This window comes from Micromonospora sp. URMC 107 (assembly GCF_051386315.1).
Taxonomy (GTDB): Bacteria; Actinomycetota; Actinomycetes; order Mycobacteriales; family Micromonosporaceae; genus Micromonospora.
This window is the reverse complement of record NZ_JBPQTK010000122.1, coordinates 1-18,575: the sequence shown is the minus strand read 5'-3', so window position 1 is coordinate 18,575 and position 18,575 is coordinate 1. Positions and strand designations below refer to the sequence as shown.

Here is an 18,575-nt window from a genome sequence, read left to right as displayed (position 1 = left end):
GCCCTGCCCGCCGCGCTCGCGGCGCCCGCCGTCCGGGCCGCCCCGCCCGGCGCCCGCCTCCGCGTCGTCCTCCAAACGGAGGGTGAGCGAGATCCGCTTGCGGGGCACGTCGACGTCCAGCACCTTGACCCGCACCACGTCGCCGGACTTGACCACCTCGCGCGGGTCCTTGACGAACGTCCGGGACATGGCCGAGACGTGCACGAGCCCGTCCTGGTGCACGCCGACGTCCACGAACGCGCCGAACGCGGCCACGTTGGTCACCACGCCCTCCAGCACCATGCCGGGCACCAGGTCGCCGATCTTCTCCACCCCCTCGACGAAGGTGGCGGTGCGGAACTCCGGCCGCGGGTCGCGGCCCGGCTTCTCCAGCTCGGCGAGGATGTCGGTGATGGTGGGCAGGCCGAAGGTGTCGTCGACGAAGTCGGTGGCCCGCAGCCCCCGCAGGATCGTGCTCTTGCCGATCAGCGACCGCAGGTCCTGCCCCGTGGTGGACAGGATCCGGCGGACCACCGGGTACGCCTCGGGGTGCACGCTGGAGGAGTCCAGCGGGTCGTCGCCGCCGGGGATGCGCAGGAAGCCGGCGCACTGCTCGAAGGCCTTCGGCCCGAGCCGGGCGACCTTCTTCAGCTCCGCCCGGGTGCGGAACGGGCCGTTCGCGTCGCGGTGCAGCACGATGTTCTCCGCCAGCCCGGCGCCGATGCCCGAGACCCGGGTCAGCAGCGGCGCGGAGGCGGTGTTGACGTCGACGCCGACCGCGTTGACGCAGTCCTCGACCACCGCGTCCAGCGAGCGGGAGAGCTTCACCTCCGACAGGTCGTGCTGGTACTGGCCGACCCCGATCGAGCGCGGGTCGATCTTGACCAGCTCGGCGAGCGGGTCCTGGAGGCGGCGGGCGATGGAGACCGCGCCGCGCAGCGAGACGTCCAGCCCGGGCAGCTCCTGGGAGGCGTACGCGGAGGCGGAGTAGACCGACGCGCCAGCCTCGGAGACCACCACCTTGGTGAGGTTGAGCTGCGGGTACCGCTTGATCAGCTCGCCGGCGAGCTTGTCGGTCTCCCGGCTGGCGGTGCCGTTGCCGATGGCGACCAGCTCAACGCCGTGCGCCCCGGCCAGCCGGGCCAGGGTCTCGATCGAGGCGTCCCACTGCCGGCGTGGCTCGTGCGGGTAGATCGTGTCGGTGGCGACCACCTTGCCGGTGGCGTCCACGACGGCGACCTTCACCCCCGTACGCAGGCCCGGGTCCAGGCCCATCGTGGGCCGGGTGCCGGCCGGCGCGGCGAGCAGCAGGTCCCGCAGGTTGGTGGCGAAGACCCGCACCGCCTCCTCCTCGGCCGCCTGCCACAGGCGCATCCGCAGGTCCGCCCCGAGGTGGATGAGGATCCGGGTGCGCCACGCCCAGCGCACCGTGTCGGCCAGCCACCGGTCCGCCGGCCGGCCCTTGTCGGTGATGCCGAACCGCCCGGCGATCGCCGCCTCGTAGCGGCTCGGCCCGGTCGGCACCGCGTCGGCCTCGCCGGCCTCCTCGGGCTCCATGGTCAGGTCGAGCACGCCCTCCTTCTCGCCCCGGAACATGGCCAGGATCCGGTGCGAGGGCAGCCTCGGGTACGGCTCGGCGAAGTCGAAGTAGTCGGCGAACTTGGCGCCGGCCGACTCCTGCCCGTCGCGTACCCGGGAGACCAGCCGGCCCCGCGACCACATCTGCTCGCGCAGCGTGCCGATCAGGTCGGCGTCCTCGGCGAAGCGCTCGATGAGGATGGCCCGGGCGCCCTCCAGGGCGGCGGCGGGATCGGCCACGCCCTTCTCCGCGTCCACGTAGCCGGCGGCGGCCTCCCGGGGCTCCTGCGACGGGTCGGCCAGCAGCGACTCGGCCAGCGGCTCCAGCCCGGCCTCGCGGGCGATCTGCGCCCGGGTCCGGCGCTTGGGCTTGTAGGGCAGGTAGATGTCCTCCAGGCGGGACTTCGAGTCGGCCGCCATGATCTGCGCTTCCAGGGCCTCGTCGAGCTTGCCCTGACCGCGGATCGACTCCAGCACCGCCGCGCGCCGCTCGTCCAGCTCGCGCAGGTAGCGCAGCCGCTCCTCCAGGGTGCGCAGCTGGGTGTCGTCGAGCAGGCCGGTGGCCTCCTTGCGGTAGCGGGCGATGAACGGCACGGTCGCGCCGCCGTCGAGCAGCTCCACGGCCGCCCGTACCTGACGCTCGGCGACGCCGAGCTCCTCGGCGATCCGCTGATGAACAGAGAGGGTCACGATCTCGATCCGCCTTCGGTGTGGGTTCCGCCCTGCATTGTGCCGGCCCGGACCGACGGCCGTCGCCGCCCCCGGCCCGGCGTGCCGCCGCCCCCGGCCCGGCGTGCCGTCGCCCCGCCCGTGCGCCGTGGCCGCCCCCGACTCTGGCGTGCCGGCGGTGACCCGTCGGCGCCGCGGCCCGCGCTGCGCTAGCGTGGCGATCATGGAACCTCCCGTGGACCCGCGCGCCCGGCGGCTCTTCGGCGGCAGCGCCCGGGCGCTCGGCGACCTCGCCGCCAGCCCGTTCCGGGCCGACCGCGACCGCATCGTCGCCTCGCCGTTCTTCGCCCGGCTCAACGGCGTGACCCAGGTGGTCAGCCCCGGCGGCTCCGGCCTGCTCGTGCACAACCGGCTGACGCACAGCCTGAAGGTGGCGCAGGTGGCCCGCGCCATCGCCGAGCGGCTCACCGCCGACGAGCGGCACCGCGACCTGCTGGAGAAGCTGGGCGGCTGCGACCCGGACGTGGTGGAGGCCGCCGCGCTCGCGCACGACCTCGGCCACCCGCCGTTCGGGCACCTGGGGGAGCGGGTGCTGGACCGGCTGGCCCGCCAGCGGCTCGGGCTGACCGACGGCTTCGAGGGCAACGCCCAGTCGTACCGGATCGTCACCAGCACCGAGATCCGCGGCGCGGCGACCACCGGCCTGGACCTCACGGCGGCGGTGCGGGCGGCGTTGCTGAAGTACCCGTGGACGCGGCTGGACCATCCCGACCCGCACCCCCGGCTGCTCGACCCGCCGCCGCGCGGCGCGACCCCGCCGCCGGACGACCCGGACAGCGGCTCGTCGAAGTTCGGGGCGTACCGGACCGAGGTGGACGACCTGCGGCAGGCTCGGGAGCCCTTCGTGGGCCGGATCCCGGACTGGCAGCAGACTGTCGAGGCGTCGGTGATGGACACGGCCGACGACGTCGCGTACGCGATCCACGACGTGGAGGACTTCTACCGGGTCGGGGTGCTCCAGCAGGGCGCGGTGGCCGCCGAGCTGATGGCCTGGCAGCGTGAGAGCGGGCACTTCCGGGCCATCACCGACGCGGCCCTGGCCGCCGCCGCCCGCCGGCCCGGCTCGGCGATCGAGCGGCTGCGCCGGCAACTGCACCGCAAGGACGCCTGGGTCGCCGACGACGAGGCGTTCGCCGCCGCCGTCGAGCACGTCCGCGAGGAACTGGTGGAGGGGCTGCTGGCCATGCCCTTCGACGGCTCCATCGAGGCGGAGCAGTACGTGGCCCGGTTCTCCGCGCGCTGGACGACCCGCTTCGTCGACGCGATCACCGTGGTCGAGCAGCCGGCGGTCCGCTCCGGCCACGTGCTGCTCGCCCCGGCGCAGTGGCACGAGGTGCAGGTGCTCAAGTTCGTCCACCACCGGTTCGTGCTGGCCCGGCCCGACCTGGCCCTGCACCAGCGGGGGCAGGCGCGGCTGCTGGGCACCCTGGTGGAGGCGTTGCTGGAGTGGCTGCTCGACCCCGAGGAGGAGTCCCGGCTGCCGCGCCGCCTGCACGACCTGGTGGAGCTGGCCGAGGCGGAGCTGCACCCGCGTACGCCGGACCGGATCGGCAAGGCCCGCGGGCGGGCGATCGTCGACTTCGTCGCCCAGCTCACCGACGGACAGGCGGTCGCCATGCTGGACGCCCTGTCGGGCCGCTCCGGGGCGCTCTGGACCGACGCCTTCGTCCTCTGAGGACGGCGCCGCCAGCCGGTGCGGCAGCACGTCCGCCCGGGTCAGGCCACCGCCTGCCACCAGCCGTCGACGGCCGGCGGGTCGTCCACCACCACCCGCTCCCCGGGGCGGGGCACGGCCAGCCGGACGTCGCGGGCCTTCGCCTCGGCCCAGATCCGGTCCACCGGCTCGGACCAGTCGTGCAGGGCCAGGTTGAACGTCGCCCAGTGCACCGGCAGGAGCAGCCCCCCGCGCAGGTCGAGGTGGGCGGCGACGGCCTCCTCGGGGAACATGTGGATGCTCGGCCAGGCCCGGTCGTACGCCCCGATCTGCATCAGTGTCACGTCGAACGGCCCGTGCCGCTCGCCGATCTCGGCGTAGCCGTCGAAGTAGCCGGAGTCGCCGGTGTAGAAGACCTTCCGGCGCGCGCCGGCGACCACCCAGGAGCTCCAGAGCGTCCCGTCGCGGCGCAGTCCCCGGCCGGAGAAGTGCTGCGCGGCGGTGGCCGTGATCTCCAGCCCCGCCACCCGGTGGCTCTCCGACCAGTCCAGCTCGACGATCCGCTCCGCCGGTACGCCCCAGCGGTCCAGGTGTGCGCCCACCCCGAGCGGCACCAGGAACGGCGCCGACTGGCTGCCCAGCAGCGCCTGCACGGTCGCCATGTCGAGGTGGTCGTAGTGGTCGTGCGAGATCAGGATCGCGTCCACCGGGGGCAGTTCGTCGAGGCGTACCGGCGGCTCGTGCAGGCGGCGCGGGCCGACCAGGGCCGACGGGGAGCACCGGTCGCTCCACACCGGGTCGAGCAGCACCTTGCGCCCCTCGATCTCGATCAGCGCGGAGGCGTGGCCGTACCAGACGACGTTCAGCTCACGCCCGACGTCGGTCGCCGGGGCGGTGCCCGGGCGCAGCAGCGGCACGGCGACGCTCGGCCGGCGCTTCTGCTTGCCGAAGATCAGCTCACGGACCAGGTTGCGGTCGGGGGCGCCGGGCATCGAGCGGGTGCCGCCCGGGTTGTGGAAGGTGCCGTCGCGGAACCGGGGTGAGCGGGCGGCCCGCTCCGCGCGGGCGCCGGTGAGCCGGCCGCCGAGCGCCGCCGGCACGTCCCGGGCCACCCATGCGAGCCCGGCGAGCGCGGCCAGCCCGGCCGCCCCCCGCAGCCGCCGCCCGAGCGTCCCGTCGAGTCCCGCGCGTTCCGCTGGTGCGCCCATCGTCGTCCCTCCGCCGTGTCCCGCCGTCCACGGTAGCCCGGCCACCAGGGGATCGCCGGAAGGTCGGCGGGGCCCGCCGGGTCGGCGGGCCGCACGCGTCGAGGGGCGGCTCAGCCGCCGTTGCTGGGCCGCTGCGCGGTCGGCCGGTGAGTGAGGCCGGTGCCGGTCAGGCGGTCGACCGCGGCGAGGAAGCGCCGGCCCATCCGGGCCCGGGCCTCGACGGCGGGGTGCGTCGCGCCGTAGTCGTCCGCCTCGGCCTGCCCGTCGGCGAAGAGGGCGTACGTCAGTACGGGCGCGCCGGCCGTGTCGAAGATCACCCCGGCCTCGTGCCGGGCGTCGGCGTACCAGCCCGCCTTCGTGGCGACCCGGGCCCGCTCGGCCGAGGACATGACCCGCCGGACCCCGTCGGTGTACGCGACGGGGGCGCGCAGCAGCCGCAGCACGAACGCCGTGCCGGCCGGCGAGAGCAGCGTGCCGGCCACCAGCGCGCGCAACAGGTCGTGGGTCTCCCGGGGGGTGCTGGTGCCGAGGAAGAACCGGTTGGGGTTGGCGACCGGCTGCACCTGCGTGTTCGGGAAGCCCTTGCCGCGCAGGATCTCGTTGAGCTCGGCGGCCGGGCAGACCAGGCCGCACAGCCGCACCGCCGTGTCGTCGGAGACGGTCAGCAGGTTGGCCAGCACGTGCCCGAGCGTCACGAAGCTCGGGTAGGCCCCGTCGAGGCTGAACATGCCGTCCCCGCCGGGCACCACGATCGCGGCGGTCACCTCGACCCGCTGGTCGAGCGTCAGCAGCCCCCGGTCGACCTTGTCGAGCACCGCCACGGCCACCGCGACCTTGTTGACGCTGTACGCCTCGATCCGCCGGTCCGCCTCGTCCGACACCGCCACCACCGGCGCGCCGGCCGGGTCGGCCACGCTGACGTACGCCTGCCAGTTCCCACCGGCGCGCGCGGTCTGGAGGGCGTAGCTCCCGGCCACCCGGCGGGCCGCCTGTTGGGGCGTCGCCGGAGCCGGCTCGGCGACCTCGGGGGCCGCGGCGGCCGGCGCGGCGGCGCCGAGCACCGTTCCCGCCGTGGCCACCGTGCCCAGTCCCAGCGCGGTCCTGCGGTTCAGCCGGATAGTCAATCGTCTCTCCCGTCGTGGTGGGCCGGCCCACCACCCTAGGCGAAACGATCGACGCCGGTGGTCCCGCGAAGGGCTCACCGCAGCCGGCGCCGGAGGGCCGCGGCGACCGGGCCGGGCAACTCCCCGACGGCCCGCGCCACCCGCCCGAGGTCGGGCAGCCAGCCGCCGCGCACCGACGCGGCGGTGGTCGGATCCGGCGCGAACACCACGCCGTCGTGCGACGCGACCGGCCGGTCGGTCAGCCCGAGCAGCCGCATCAACGGCCCGACGAGGGCGTCGTAGACGCCGGGGAACACGGTGAAGCCGACCCGCATGACCGCGTTGACCCGGCCCACCGACACCTCCCGGCGGGGCCTGTCGGCGCAGTCCACGATGGCCCGCGCCACCCGCTCCGGCGTGGTGACCGGCGGCGGGGGCCGGCCGATCCGGCCGAGGTAGTTCGCGGCCCGCTGGTAGACCGGGGTGTCCACACTGCCCGGGTTGACGATGCAGACGTGCACGCCCGGGGTATCCCGGGCCTCCTGCTGCAACGTGCGGGTCAGCCCCTGCAACCCCCACTTGCTCGCCACGTAGCCGCTCATGTACGGCGCCGTGATGTGCCCCAGCACCGACCCGGTGAGGATCAGCGTCCCGCCGCCGTCCGCCCGGAAGCGGCGCAGCGCCACCCGGGCCACCGCGGCGGCGGCGAGCAGGTCGGTGCGTACCACCTGCTCGAAGACCCGCTCCGGGGTCTCCTCGAACCGGCCGTACGCCATCACGGCCGCCGTGTGCACCCAGACGTCGAGGCTGCCGAACCGGTCGAGGGCCGCGTCGGCGAGCGCCGCCAGCGCGCCGTCGGCGGTGACGTCGGTCGGCACCTGGAGCACCTGCGCGCCCGCGGCCCGGCACTCGTCGCGGACCGCGGCGAGGTCGACGGGGGAGCGGGCGGCGAGCACCAGGCAATCTCCGCGTTCCGCGAAGGCCCGGGCCGCCGCCCGGCCGATCCCGCTGGTCGCGCCGGTCACGAGCACCGTCCGGGTCACGGCGCGAGCACGACCTTGACGCAGCCGTCCTCCTTCTTCTGGAACATCTCGTACGCCTGCGGCGCCTGCGCCAGCGGCATCCGGTGGGTACGCAGGTCCGCCACGCCCAGCGGGTCGTCGTCGCCGGAGAGCAGCGGGATGATCTCGTCGGTCCACCGGCGCACGTGGCACTGCCCCATCCGCAGCTGGACGCCCCGGTCGAACATCTCCATCAGGGGCATCGGGTCGACCTCCCCGCCGTAGACACCGGAGACGGAGACGGTGCCGCCCCGCCGGACGGCCTTGAGCGCGGCCTTGAGCACGACCAGCCGATCGACACCCACCTTGTCGGTCATGGTCTGGGCGAGCTTGTCGGGCAGCAGCCCGGCGGCGGTCTGGGCGAGCTTGCCGAGGGGCGCGCCGTGGGCCTCCATGCCCACCGCGTCGATGACCGCGTCGGGGCCGCGCCCGTCGACGAGGTCGATCAGCGCGCCGGGCACGTCGTCCAGCTCGCTGACGTCGAGCACCTCGATGCCGTGCCGGCGGGCCATCGCCAACCGCTCCGGCACCAGGTCGAGCCCGATGACCCGGTCCGCGCCGAGGTGCCGGCCGATGCGGGCGCAGAACTGGCCGACCGGCCCGAGCCCGAAGACGGCGAGGGTGCCGCCGCGCGGGGTGTCGGCGTACTTCACCGCCTGCCAGGCGGTCGGCAGGATGTCGGACAGATAGAGCCAACGTTCGTCGGGCCCGCTGTCGGGAACCTTGATCGGGCCGAACTGGGCGTGCGGCACCCGCAGGTACTCCGCCTGCCCACCGGGCACCGAGCCGTAGAGCGAGGTGTAGCCGAACAGCGCGGCGCCCTTGCCCTGGGCGGTGACCTGGGTGGTCTCGCACTGCGCGTACAGCTGCCGGTCGCACATCCAGCAGGAGCCGCAGGAGATGTTGAACGGCACCACCACCCGGTCGCCCGGCTTGAGTCGGGTCACCCCCGGGCCCACCTCCTCGACGATGCCCATGGGCTCGTGGCCGAGGATGTCGCCGGGCTTCAGGTACGGCCCGAGCACCTCGTACAGGTGCAGGTCCGAGCCGCAGATCGCGGTCGAGGTGATCCGGACGACGGCGTCCGTCGGCTCCTCGATCCGGGGATCGGGCACCTCCTCGACCCGTACGTCCCGCTTGCCCTGCCAGGTCAGCGCCTTCATGTCCCGTCGTCCCTCCTGTGCCGGCTCCAGGAGTGCTACCCGTCCGTGCCGACTTGAACCGGCCACCACCGGCCGACGGGTCCCGTACCGGAAAGCGGGCGGGCCGCCGCACCCACAGGGGTGTGGCGGCCCGCCCGTCCGGTCCGGTGTCTTAGGAACCCGTGTCGTCAGGAACCGGGGGTGTTGTCGCCCCGCTTAGAGGTGGCCATCAGGAAGTCGCGGTTGAGCCGGCCGATGGTGTTCAGCGGGATGCCCTTGGGGCAGACCACGGTGCACTCACCGGCGTTGGTGCAGCCGCCGAAGCCGGCCTCGTCGTGCGCGTCGACCATGCCGATCACCCGGGTGTAGCGCTCCGGCTGGCCCTGCGGCAGCAGCGAGAGCTGGGTGACCTTCGCGGCGGTGAAGAGCATGGCGGAGCCGTTCGGGCAGGCCGCCACGCAGGCGCCGCAGCCGATGCACTCCGCCGCCTCGAAGGCGGCGTCCGCGTTGGCCTTGGCGACCGGGGTCGAGTGCGCCTCGGGGGCGCTGCCGGTCGGCGCGGTGATGTAGCCGCCGGCCGCGATGATCTTGTCGAAGGCGCCCCGGTTGACCACCAGGTCCTTGATGACCGGGAAGGCTCGGGCCCGCCACGGCTCGATGTCGATCGTGTCGCCGTCGGAGAACTGCCGCATGTGCAGCTGGCAGGCGGTGGTGCCGCGCTGCGGCCCGTGCGCGTCGCCGTTGATCATCAGGCCGCACATGCCGCAGATGCCCTCGCGGCAGTCGTGGTCGAACGCCACCGGCTCCTCGCCGGCGAGGATCAGCCGCTCGTTGAGTACGTCGAGCATCTCCAGGAAGGACATGTCCGGGGAGACGTCGTCGACCTTGTAGGTCACCATCCGACCCTTGTCCTCGGGGCCGGACTGGCGCCAGATGCGCAGGGTCAGGTTCACTTGTAGCTCCGCTGCGTGGGGTGGACGTATTCGAAGTTCAGGTCTTCCTTGTGCAGCACCGCGGGCTCGCCGGTGGCGGTGAACTCCCAGGCCGCCACGTACGCGAAGCGGTCGTCGTCGCGCTCCGCCTCACCGTCGGGCGTCTGGTGCTCGGCCCGGAAGTGGCCGCCGCAGGACTCCTCGCGGTGCAGGGCGTCGATGCACATCAGCTCCGCCAGCTCGAAGAAGTCGGCCACCCGGCCGGCCTTCTCCAGCGACTGGTTGAGCCCCTCGCCGTTGCCCGGCACCCGGACCCGCTGCCAGAACTGCTCGCGCAGGGCGCGGATCTCGTCGATCGCCTTGCGCAGCCCGGCCTCGCTGCGCTCCATGCCGCAGTGCTCCCACATGATCTGGCCCAGCTCGCGGTGGAACGAGTCCACGGTCCGGTCGCCGTTGACGGCCAGCAGCCGCTGGATCCGGTCCTGGACGTCGGCGCGGGCCTGCACGGCCGCCGGGTGCGCGGCGTCGACCTTCTCGAACGGGCCGGACGCCAGGTAGTGGGCGATGGTGTTCGGCAGCACGAAGTAGCCGTCGGCCAGCCCCTGCATCAGCGCCGAGGCGCCGAGCCGGTTCGCGCCGTGGTCGGAGAAGTTCGCCTCGCCGATCACGAAGAGACCCGGGATGGACGACTGGAGGTCGTAGTCGACCCAGAGGCCGCCCATCGTGTAGTGCACGGCGGGGTAGATCCGCATCGGCACCTCGTACGGGTCCTCGCCGGTGATCCGCTCGTACATCTCGAAGAGGTTGCCGTACTTGGCCTCGATGGCCTTGCGGCCGAGCCGGTTGATCGCGTCGGAGAAGTCCAGGTAGACGCCGAGCCCCGTCTGGCCGACGCCGCGTCCCTCGTCGCAGACGTTCTTGGCGGCGCGGGAGGCGATGTCGCGGGGGACCAGGTTGCCGAAGGAGGGGTAGATCCGCTCCAGGTAGTAGTCCCGCTCGTCCTCGCCGATGTCCTTGGGGCTGCGGGCGTCGCCCTTGGCCTTGGGCACCCAGACCCGGCCGTCGTTGCGCAGCGACTCGCTCATCAGGGTCAGCTTCGACTGGTGGTCGCCGGAGACCGGGATGCAGGTCGGGTGGATCTGCGTGTAGCAGGGGTTGGCGAAGTACGCGCCCTTGCGGTGGGCCCGCCAGGTGGCGGTGACGTTGCAGCCCTTGGCGTTGGTGGAGAGGTAGAAGACGTTGCCGTAGCCGCCGGAGGCGAGCACGACCGCGTCCGCGAACTCGCATGTGATCTCGCCGGTGACCATGTCCCGGACCACGATGCCGCGGGCCTTGCCGTCGACGACGATGAGCTCCAGCATCTCGTGCCGGGCGTTCATCTCCACGTTGCCGAGGCCGATCTGCCGCTCCAGCGCCTGGTACGCGCCGAGCAGCAGCTGCTGGCCCGTCTGGCCCCGGGCGTAGAAGGTGCGCTGCACCTGCGCGCCGCCGAAGGAGCGGGTGTCCAGCAGGCCGCCGTACTCGCGGGCGAACGGGACGCCCTGCGCGACGCACTGGTCGATGATGTTGACCGAGACCTCGGCCAGCCGGTGCACGTTCGACTCCCGCGAGCGGAAGTCGCCGCCCTTGACGGTGTCGTAGAAGAGCCGGTGCACCGAGTCGCCGTCGTTGCGGTAGTTCTTGGCGGCGTTGATGCCGCCCTGCGCCGCGATGGAGTGCGCCCGACGCGGGCTGTCCTGGTAGCAGTAGCTCTTGACCCGGTAGCCCTGCTCGCCCAGCGTGGCGGCGGCCGAGCCGCCGGCCAGGCCGGTGCCGACCACGATCACGGTCATCTTTCGGCGGTTGGCCGGGTTGACCAGCTTGGCCTCGAAGCGGCGGCGTTCCCAGCGGGTCTCGATCGGGCCGTCGGGAGCCTTGGTGTCGGCGATCGGGTCGCCCTCGGTGTAGAGATCCATGTCAGGACACCAATCCGGTGAGTACGGCGAACGGGACCACCAGGTAGCCGGCGCAGAGCGCGACGGAGAAGCCGAGGGCCACGGCCCGGGCCCGCCGCTCGCCGCGCGGGCTCTGCTGGCCGAGGCTGCGCAGCGCGCTGAACAGGCCGTGCCGCAGGTGGAAGCCGAGGGTGACGATCGCCAGGGTGTAGAAGAGCGTCACGTACCAGCGCTCCGGGGCGAAGTCGGCCACCACGTTGGCGTACGGCCGGCTCGGGTCGCCGACGGGGTTCAGCGTGCCGGTGGTGAGGTCCAGCAGGTGGTAGATCACGAAGAGCAGGATGATCACGCCACCCCAGCGCATCGTGCGGGCCGCGTAGCTGCCCTGCACCTTCTTGCGGTGCGCGTACTGCACCGGGCGGGCGGCACGGGCGCGCACGGCGAGGGCGGTCGCGGCCCAGATGTGGCCGACTGCCGCCACCACCAGGCCGATCCGCATGATCCACAGGAACCACACGCCCGGCAGCAGCGGGGCGCCGATCTCGCGCAGCCAGTGCGCGTAGTGGTCGAACGAGGTCGCCCCCGTGAAGATCTTCAGGTTGCCGAGCATGTGCGCGACCAGGAATGACACCAGGATGATGCCCGTCACCGCCATGACGGCCTTCAGGCCGACGCTGGAGCGGATGGGCGACCGAGTTCTCGTGACTACCACGCGATCGACGCTAGGAGCACTTGATTCAGTCGTCCAATGCATCGACCTCGCAGTATTGATAGCTATAGGCTATGTAGATGCAGCTCCATCAGCTGAGGTACTTCGTGGCGGTGGCGGAAGTACGACATTTCACCCAAGCCGCCGACATCGTCGGCATCACCCAGCCGTCCTTGAGTAAGCAAATTCACGCCCTCGAAGACGGCCTCGGCGCCCCGTTGTTCGAGCGGGTAAGGGGCAACATCGCCCTCACCGCGGCCGGTGAGGTGCTGCTGCCGCTGGCCAAGCGGATCCTGGCCGACGTCGACACCGCGACCCGCGAGGTGCAGGAACTGGTCGGCCTGCGGCGCGGCCGGGTCCGGCTCGGCGCCACCCCCAGCCTCGCCACCTCGCTCGCCCCGCCGGTGCTGCGCCGGTTCCGCGACGCCCATCCGACGATCGACCTGCGGGTGGAGGAGAGCGGCTCGCAGGACCTGGTCCGCGGCCTGCTCCGTGGCGACCTCGACCTGGCCCTGATCATCATGCCGGCCCAGGGCACCGACCCCGGGCTGCGCGCCGACCCCATCCTGCGGGAGAGCCTCGTGGTCGCCTCGGTCGAGGAGCTGTCGGTGGCCCCCGAGACCGGCCAGCTGCGCGTCACCGACCTGCGCGACCAGCCGATGGTGATGTTCCGCGAGGGCTACGACCTGCGCGACGCCACCATCCAGGCCTGCCGGGAGGCCGGCTTCGAGCCGACCATCGCCGTCGACGGCGGCGAGATGGACGCGGTGCTGAGCTTCGTCGAGGCCGGGCTGGGCGTCGCACTGGTCCCCGGCATCGTGGTGGCCCGCCGGCCGGGCGTACGCGTCACCCGGCTGGCCCCGCCCGGCGTCCGGCGGACCATCGCGGTCGCCCGGCGCCGCGACGTCGTGCCCACCCACGCCGGCCGGGAGCTGCGCCGGATACTGCTGGAGTACGTTCGCGACGCCACCGGTGACGGGGACCTGCCGCCGGGCGTCGAGCCGCTCTGAGGCCGCCGGCGGGTCCGCGCGGGCCCACACCAGGTGCGCACGACGGAAGACGACCGGCCGCCGCGGCGCGCCTACGCTGCCCACATGGCAGCAGGCAGCGCCGTGGTGATCGGCGCCAGTATGGGCGGCCTGCTGACCGCCCGCGCACTCACCGAAACGTACGAGCAGGTCACCGTCGTGGACCGGGACCTGCTGCCCGAGCGGGCGGACAGCCGCCGGGGCGTGCCGCAGGGGCGGCAGTTGCACGTCCTGCTGACCCGGGGCCGGCAGGCGTTCGAGGAACTGCTGCCCGGGATCTCGGCGGAGCTGACCGCGCGCGGCGTGCCCACGGTCGACCTGCACGAGCAGGTCCACTGGTACAACAACGGCCACCGGATGCGGCGCGCGCCCTCCCCGCTGGTCGCCCTCGGGGTCAGCCGGCCGCTGCTGGAACAGGTCGTCCGGGAGCGGGTGGCCGCCCTGCCCGGGGTGCGGATCGTGTCGGGCTGCGAGGCGGAGGGCCTCACCACCACCGCCGACCGCAGGCGGGTCACCGGCGTGCGGCTGCGCCCCCGCGACGGGGAGCCGACCACCGTCGCGGCCGACCTCGTCGTCGACGCCGGCGGCCGGGGCACCCGCAGCCCGGTGTGGCTGGCCGAGCTGGGCTACCGGCCGGCGCCGGAGGACCGGGTCAAGGTCGGCGTCACCTACCTCACCCGCACCTACCGCCGGGAGCCGCACCACCTGGAGGGGCTGCTCGGGGCGCTCACCAACGCCGTGCCGGGCCAGCCCCGGGGCGGCATCGTCGCCGTGCAGGAGCAGGGCCGGTTCGCGGTGGCGCTCAGCGGCATGCTGGGCGAGGAGCCGCCGGCCGACGACGAGGGGATGGCCGCCTTCGCCGAGACCCTCGCCGCCCCGCAGATCGCCGACCTGCTGCGTACGGCGCGGCCCGAGAGCCCACCGGCGACGATGAAGTTCCCGGCCAGCGTGCGGCGGCGCTACGAGCGGCTGCGTCGCTTCCCGGCCGGCTACCTGGTGGTGGCCGACGCCGTGTGCAGCTTCAACCCGGTCTACGGGCAGGGCATGACGGTGGCCGCGCTGGAGGCGCTGCTGCTGCGCCGACTGCTCCGGCGGTCGTCCGACCGGCTCGCCCGACGGTTCTTCCGGGGCGCGGCCCGGCTGATCGACGGCCCGTGGTCCATCGCGGTCGGCACCGACCTGCGCTTCCCCGAGGTGCCCGGTCGGCGCTCGCCGCGGGTGCGCCTGGTCAACGCGTACGTGGGCCGGCTGCACGCGGCGGCCACCCGGGACCCGGCGCTGGGCGCGGCGTTCCTGCGCGTGGTGAACCTCGTCGACCCGCCGACGCGGCTGCTCTCCCCGCCGGTGCTGCTCCGGGTGCTGCGCGGGTCCGCGGCAACGCCCTGACCCGCGGCGGGGCCCGACCGGCGCGGGCGGGTCGCCCTACCTGCCCTCGGCCTCGTCCATCGCCCGGTAGATGCGCTGCTCCGACACCGGGTACGGGGTGCCGAGCGCCTGGGCGAAGACGTTCACCCGCAGCTCCTCGATCATCCAACGGATCTGCCGGACGGCGGTCGACTGCCGGCGGCTCGGCGGCAGCGCGGCGAGCATCTCCTGGTACTCCTTCTGCACCACCGCGACCCGGTCCTGCTGCTGCTTGTCGCGCTGCGGGTTGCCCGGCAGCCGGTCCAGCCGCCGCTCGATCGCGGTGAGGTAGCGCAGCAGGTCGGGCAGGCGCGCGTACCCGGTCTCGGTGACGAACCCCTTGTGCACCAGTCCGCCCAGCTGGGCCCGGATGTCGGCCAGCGCGGCGACCAGCGCCAGGTTCCTCGTGGCGCCGAGCCGTTGCTCCACCGCGTACGCGGCGGCGAGCACCCGGCGGACGCGGTCCATGATCTCGACCACGACGTCGACCAGGTCGGCCCGGACCCTGTCCCGCAGGGCGGCGAAGCCCGCGGCGTCCCAGGCCGGCCCGCCCGCGTCGCCGATCAGCTTGTCGATCGCCGCCCCGGCCGCGTCGGAGATCAGCTCCTGCACGCCGCCGTGCGGGTTGCGGCTCAGCGCCAGCTTCGCCTCGTTGCTCAGCCGCCCCTGGAGGAACTTCGCCGGCGACGGCACGGTCAGCCGCAGCAGCCGCCGCGTGCCCGCCCAGTGGGCGGCCTCCTGCTCGGCCGGGGAGTCGAAGACCTTCACCCCGACCGTGTCGCCCTCGTCGACCAGGGCCGGGTACGCGGTCACGGCGTAGCCGGCGCGGACCTGCTCGATGGTGCGAGGAAGATCGCCGATGCTCCACTCGCGCAGCCCGGTGCGGGCCACGTCGGGCGCGGCGGCGGCCACGACCTGGCGTACCTCCGCCTTGAGCCGGCGTTGCAGGGCCGGCAGGTCCTTGCCCTCGGCGACCGGCTTGTTCTCCTCGTCGAGCACCCGGAAGCGGACCCGCAGGTGCGGCGGCAGCTTCTCCGGCTCCCACGCGTCGCGGGGCACGGTGACGCCGGTCATCCGGCGCAGCTGCCGGGTCAGCGCGTCCAGCAGCGGCTCCTCGCCGGCCGGCATCGCCGCCAGCGCCGCGCGGGCGTAGTCCGGCACCGGGACGAAGTTGCGGCGCACCGCCTTGGGCAGCGAGCGGATGAGCGCGACGACGAGCTCCTCGCGCAGCCCGGGCACCTGCCAGTCGAAGCTCTCCGCCGGCACCTGGTTGAGCAGGGGCAGCGGGATGTCGACGGTCACGCCGTCGGTCGGGGTGCCCGGCTCGAACCGGTAGGTCAGCGGCAGGGTCACCCCGTCGGCGGACCACTCGTCGGGGTAGTCGGCCTCGTCCACCCCGACCCGGCCGGCGTTGACCAGCAGCTCCCGGGTGAAGGTGAGCAGGTCGGGCTGCTCCCGGCGGGTCTTCTTCCACCAGGCGTCGAAGTGCCGGCCGGAGACCACGTCGGCCGGGACGCGCGCGTCGTAGAAGTCGAAGACGGTCTGGTCGTCGACGAGGATGTCGCGGCGGCGGGCCCGGTGCTCCAGCTCCTCGATCTCGGCCAGCAGCCGCTGGTTGTCCGCCCAGAACCGGTGGTGGGTCTGCCAGTCGCCCTCGACGAGGGCGTGCCGGATGAACAGCTCCCGGGACAGCGCCGGGTCGATCCGGCCGAAGTTGACCTTCCGCGAGGTGACCAGCGGGACGCCGTAGAGGGTCACCTTCTCGTAGGCCATCACGGCCGCCTGCTTCTTCTCCCAGTGCGGCTCGCTGTAGCTGCGCTTGACCAGGTGCTGAGCCAGCGGCTCGACCCACTCGGGCTCGACGCGGCCGGCCACCCGGCCCCAGAGGCGGGAGGTCTCCACCAGCTCGGCCGCCATCACCCAGCGCGGCGGCTTCTTGAACAGCGCCGAGCCCGGGAAGAGCGCGAACTTCGCGCCCCGCGCGCCCAGGTACTCGTGCTTCTGCGCGTCCTTGAGCCCGACGTGGGACAGCAGGCCGGCCAGCAGCGACTGGTGCACCTTCGGGGTGTCGATCTCCTCCGGCAGGTCCGCGCCGCCCCGGCGCCGGCCGCCGTCGCCGTCGCGCGCCGGCCGCCCCTCCTCGGGCGTACGCAGCACCTGACGCAACTGGCTGACGATGTCCTGCCACTCGCGTACCCGCAGGTAGTTGAGGTACTCGGCCTTGCACATCCGCCGGAACGCGCTGGACGACAGCTCGCGCTGCTGCTCGCGCAGGTGCCGCCACAGGTTGAGCAGCGTCACGAAGTCCGACTCGCGGTCGGTGAACCGGGCGTGCGCCTGGTCGGCCTGGGCCTGCTTCTCGGCGGGCCGCTCGCGCGGGTCCTGGATCGACAGCGCGGCGGCGATCACCATCACCTCGGTGGCACAGCCGTTGCGCTCGCCCTCGACGACCATCCGGGCCAGCCGCGGGTCGACGGGGAGCTGGGCCAGCCGCCGGCCCAGCGGGGTGAGCCGCTTCGCCGGGTCGGCCTCGGCCGGGTCCAGCGCGCCGAGCTCGTGCAGCAGGTTCACGCCGTCGGCGACGTTGCGCCGGTCCGGCGGGTCGATGAACGGGAACGCGGCGATGTCGCCGAGCCCGATGGAGGTCATCTGGAGGATGACCGAGGCGAGGTTGGTGCGCAGGATCTCCGGGTCGGTGAACTCCGGGCGGGACAGGAAGTCCTGCTCGTCGTAGAGGCGGACGCAGATGCCGTCCGAGGTACGCCCGCAGCGCCCCTTGCGCTGGTTGGCCGACGCCTGCGAGACCGGCTCGATCGGCAGCCGCTGCACCTTGAGCCGGCTGCTGTAGCGGGAGATGCGGGCCGTGCCCGGGTCCACCACGTACTTGATGCCGGGCACGGTGAGCGAGGTCTCCGCGACGTTGGTCGCGAGCACCACCCGGCGCCCGGCGTGCGGGGCGAAGACCCGGTGCTGCTCGGCGGTGGAGAGCCGGGCGTACAGCGGCAGGATCTCGGTGCCGCGCAGCGCCGGCTTCTTCTCCACCAGCTTGGCCAGCGCGTCCGCGGTGTCGCGGATCTCCCGCTCGCCGCTGAGGAAGACCAGCACGTCGCCGGGCCCCTCGGCGGCCAGTTCCTCGACGGCGTCGCCGATGGCCTGGACCTGGTCCCGGACGTTCTCCTCGTCCTCCCCGTCGTCCTCGCCCTCGGCCACCTCGACCAGGGGCCGGTAGCGCACCTCGACCGGGTACGTGCGACCGGAGACCTCGACCACGGGCGCCGGGACGCCGTCGGGCTCCTCGGCGGTGGGCGGCCCCGCGAAGTGCCGGGCGAACCGCTCGGTCTCGATGGTCGCCGAGGTGATGATCACCTTGAGGTCGGGGCGGCGGGGGAGGAGCTGGCGCAGGTAGCCGAGGATGAAGTCGATGTTGAGGCTGCGCTCGTGCGCCTCGTCGATGATCAGCGTGTCGTACTGGCGCAGCATCCGGTCGGTCTGCAACTCGGCGAGCAGGATGCCGTCGGTCATCAGCTTGACCAGGCTGCGGTCGCTCACCTGGTCGCTGAAGCGCACCTTGTAGCCGACCACGTCGCCCAGCTCGGTGCCGAGTTCCTCGGCGATCCGGTCCGCCACCGTACGCGCGGCCAGTCGGCGCGGCTGGGTGTGCCCGATCAGGCCGGTGATCCCGCGCCCCAGCTCCAGGCAGATCTTCGGCAGCTGGGTGGTCTTCCCGGAGCCGGTCTCGCCGGCCACGATCACCACCTGGTGGTCGCGGATGGCGGCGGCGATGTCGTCCTTGCGTTCGCTCACCGGCAGCTGGGCCGGATAGGTGACCACCGGCACGGCGGCGCGCCGGTTCTCGAGCACCGCCTCGGCCCGCGCCACGTCGGCGGCGATCTCGCCGAGCGCCGACTCCCGGCGCTGCGGATCGCGCAGCCTGCGCACCCCGTCCAGCCGCCGTTGCAGGCGGCGCTGGTCGCGGAACATGAGGGGACGGAGGCGGCGGTGCAGCTCGCGGACGGGGTCGGTCGCGGCGGGTGCGGCTGGATTCTGCATGTCGTCGCCAAGGATAGGCAGCCGACGGCCGGGTGTTCACCGGGGTCAACGTCTACCACTTCAC

The 18,575-nt window shown here is 73.5% G+C and carries 12 protein-coding genes; 3 read left to right on the top strand and 9 right to left on the bottom strand.

The genetic code is table 11. The features are described 5' to 3' along the window. Positions 1–2,247 (bottom strand): Tex family protein (locus ACSNN9_RS22890; protein ID WP_436675308.1); only part of this gene is annotated, 2,247 nt, incomplete at its 3' end. 202 nt (positions 2,248–2,449) lie between these two features. Between ACSNN9_RS22890 and ACSNN9_RS22885 the strand changes: the two genes are divergently transcribed. Then, positions 2,450–3,961, top strand: a complete 1,512-nt coding sequence (locus ACSNN9_RS22885) for a deoxyguanosinetriphosphate triphosphohydrolase family protein (protein ID WP_358087268.1) — start codon at positions 2,450–2,452, stop codon at positions 3,959–3,961. Between the two features lie 41 nt (positions 3,962–4,002). Here ACSNN9_RS22885 and ACSNN9_RS22880 read toward each other — a convergent pair whose 3' ends face one another. The 7 genes from ACSNN9_RS22880 to ACSNN9_RS22850 all read right to left on the bottom strand — a co-directional run bounded on the left by ACSNN9_RS22880 (position 4,003) and on the right by ACSNN9_RS22850 (position 12,074). Next, positions 4,003–5,148, bottom strand: a complete 1,146-nt coding sequence (locus ACSNN9_RS22880) for an MBL fold metallo-hydrolase (RefSeq protein WP_436675307.1) — start codon at positions 5,146–5,148, stop codon at positions 4,003–4,005. A 110-nt stretch (positions 5,149–5,258) separates the two neighbouring features. Further along, positions 5,259–6,272 (bottom strand): serine hydrolase, encoded by a 1,014-nt coding sequence (locus ACSNN9_RS22875; protein ID WP_436675306.1) that lies wholly within the window; start codon positions 6,270–6,272, stop codon positions 5,259–5,261. A gap of 74 nt (positions 6,273–6,346) precedes the next feature. Further along, positions 6,347–7,294 (bottom strand): SDR family NAD(P)-dependent oxidoreductase, encoded by a 948-nt coding sequence (locus tag ACSNN9_RS22870; protein WP_436675305.1) that lies wholly within the window; start codon positions 7,292–7,294, stop codon positions 6,347–6,349. Then, positions 7,291–8,475, bottom strand: coding sequence for a zinc-dependent alcohol dehydrogenase (locus ACSNN9_RS22865; protein ID WP_436675304.1), 1,185 nt, complete (start codon positions 8,473–8,475; stop codon positions 7,291–7,293). The genes ACSNN9_RS22870 and ACSNN9_RS22865 overlap by 4 nt, the downstream gene beginning before the upstream one ends. A 167-nt stretch (positions 8,476–8,642) precedes the next feature. After that, positions 8,643–9,407 carry a succinate dehydrogenase/fumarate reductase iron-sulfur subunit gene (locus ACSNN9_RS22860; RefSeq protein WP_121395570.1) on the bottom strand — a complete coding sequence of 255 codons (765 nt, stop codon included), beginning with the start codon at positions 9,405–9,407 and terminating at the stop codon, positions 8,643–8,645. Further along, positions 9,404–11,341 carry a fumarate reductase/succinate dehydrogenase flavoprotein subunit gene (locus tag ACSNN9_RS22855; RefSeq protein ID WP_436675303.1) on the bottom strand — a complete coding sequence of 646 codons (1,938 nt, stop codon included), beginning with the start codon at positions 11,339–11,341 and terminating at the stop codon, positions 9,404–9,406. Before ACSNN9_RS22855 ends, ACSNN9_RS22860 begins: the two co-directional genes overlap by 4 nt. A 1-nt stretch (position 11,342) precedes the next feature. After that, complete coding sequence (locus ACSNN9_RS22850) at positions 11,343–12,074, bottom strand: succinate dehydrogenase cytochrome b subunit (protein ID WP_436675302.1); 732 nt, start codon at positions 12,072–12,074, stop codon at positions 11,343–11,345. Positions 12,075–12,109: 35 nt separating this feature from the next. Here ACSNN9_RS22850 and ACSNN9_RS22845 point away from each other — a divergent pair, with 35 nt between their 5' ends. Both ACSNN9_RS22845 and ACSNN9_RS22840 read left to right on the top strand, forming a co-directional pair. After that, positions 12,110–13,039 (top strand): LysR family transcriptional regulator, encoded by a 930-nt coding sequence (locus ACSNN9_RS22845; RefSeq protein ID WP_436675301.1) that lies wholly within the window; start codon positions 12,110–12,112, stop codon positions 13,037–13,039. Positions 13,040–13,123: 84 nt separating this feature from the next. Then, complete coding sequence (locus ACSNN9_RS22840) at positions 13,124–14,443, top strand: FAD-dependent oxidoreductase (RefSeq protein ID WP_436675300.1); 1,320 nt, start codon at positions 13,124–13,126, stop codon at positions 14,441–14,443. 36 nt (positions 14,444–14,479) lie between these two features. On the opposite strand, the gene hrpA is transcribed toward ACSNN9_RS22840, so the two are convergent. Next, positions 14,480–18,511, bottom strand: a complete 4,032-nt coding sequence (gene hrpA, locus ACSNN9_RS22835) for an ATP-dependent RNA helicase HrpA (RefSeq protein ID WP_436675299.1) — start codon at positions 18,509–18,511, stop codon at positions 14,480–14,482. Between the last annotated feature and the right edge of the window lie 64 nt (positions 18,512–18,575).

What these genes read in the sequence shown, in the direction of transcription:
- ACSNN9_RS22865 (WP_436675304.1), bottom strand. Translation starts at nt 8,475, where the DNA reads ATGAAGGCGCTGACCTGGCAGGGCAAGCGGGACGTACGGGTCGAGGAG.
- ACSNN9_RS22880 (WP_436675307.1), bottom strand. Translation starts at nt 5,148, where the DNA reads ATGGGCGCACCAGCGGAACGCGCGGGACTCGACGGGACGCTCGGGCGG.
- ACSNN9_RS22885 (WP_358087268.1), top strand. Translation starts at nt 2,450, where the DNA reads ATGGAACCTCCCGTGGACCCGCGCGCCCGGCGGCTCTTCGGCGGCAGC.
- hrpA (WP_436675299.1), bottom strand. Translation starts at nt 18,511, where the DNA reads ATGCAGAATCCAGCCGCACCCGCCGCGACCGACCCCGTCCGCGAGCTG.
- ACSNN9_RS22850 (WP_436675302.1), bottom strand. Translation starts at nt 12,074, where the DNA reads ATGCATTGGACGACTGAATCAAGTGCTCCTAGCGTCGATCGCGTGGTA.
- ACSNN9_RS22855 (WP_436675303.1), bottom strand. Translation starts at nt 11,341, where the DNA reads ATGGATCTCTACACCGAGGGCGACCCGATCGCCGACACCAAGGCTCCC.
- ACSNN9_RS22845 (WP_436675301.1), top strand. Translation starts at nt 12,110, where the DNA reads ATGCAGCTCCATCAGCTGAGGTACTTCGTGGCGGTGGCGGAAGTACGA.
- ACSNN9_RS22840 (WP_436675300.1), top strand. Translation starts at nt 13,124, where the DNA reads ATGGCAGCAGGCAGCGCCGTGGTGATCGGCGCCAGTATGGGCGGCCTG.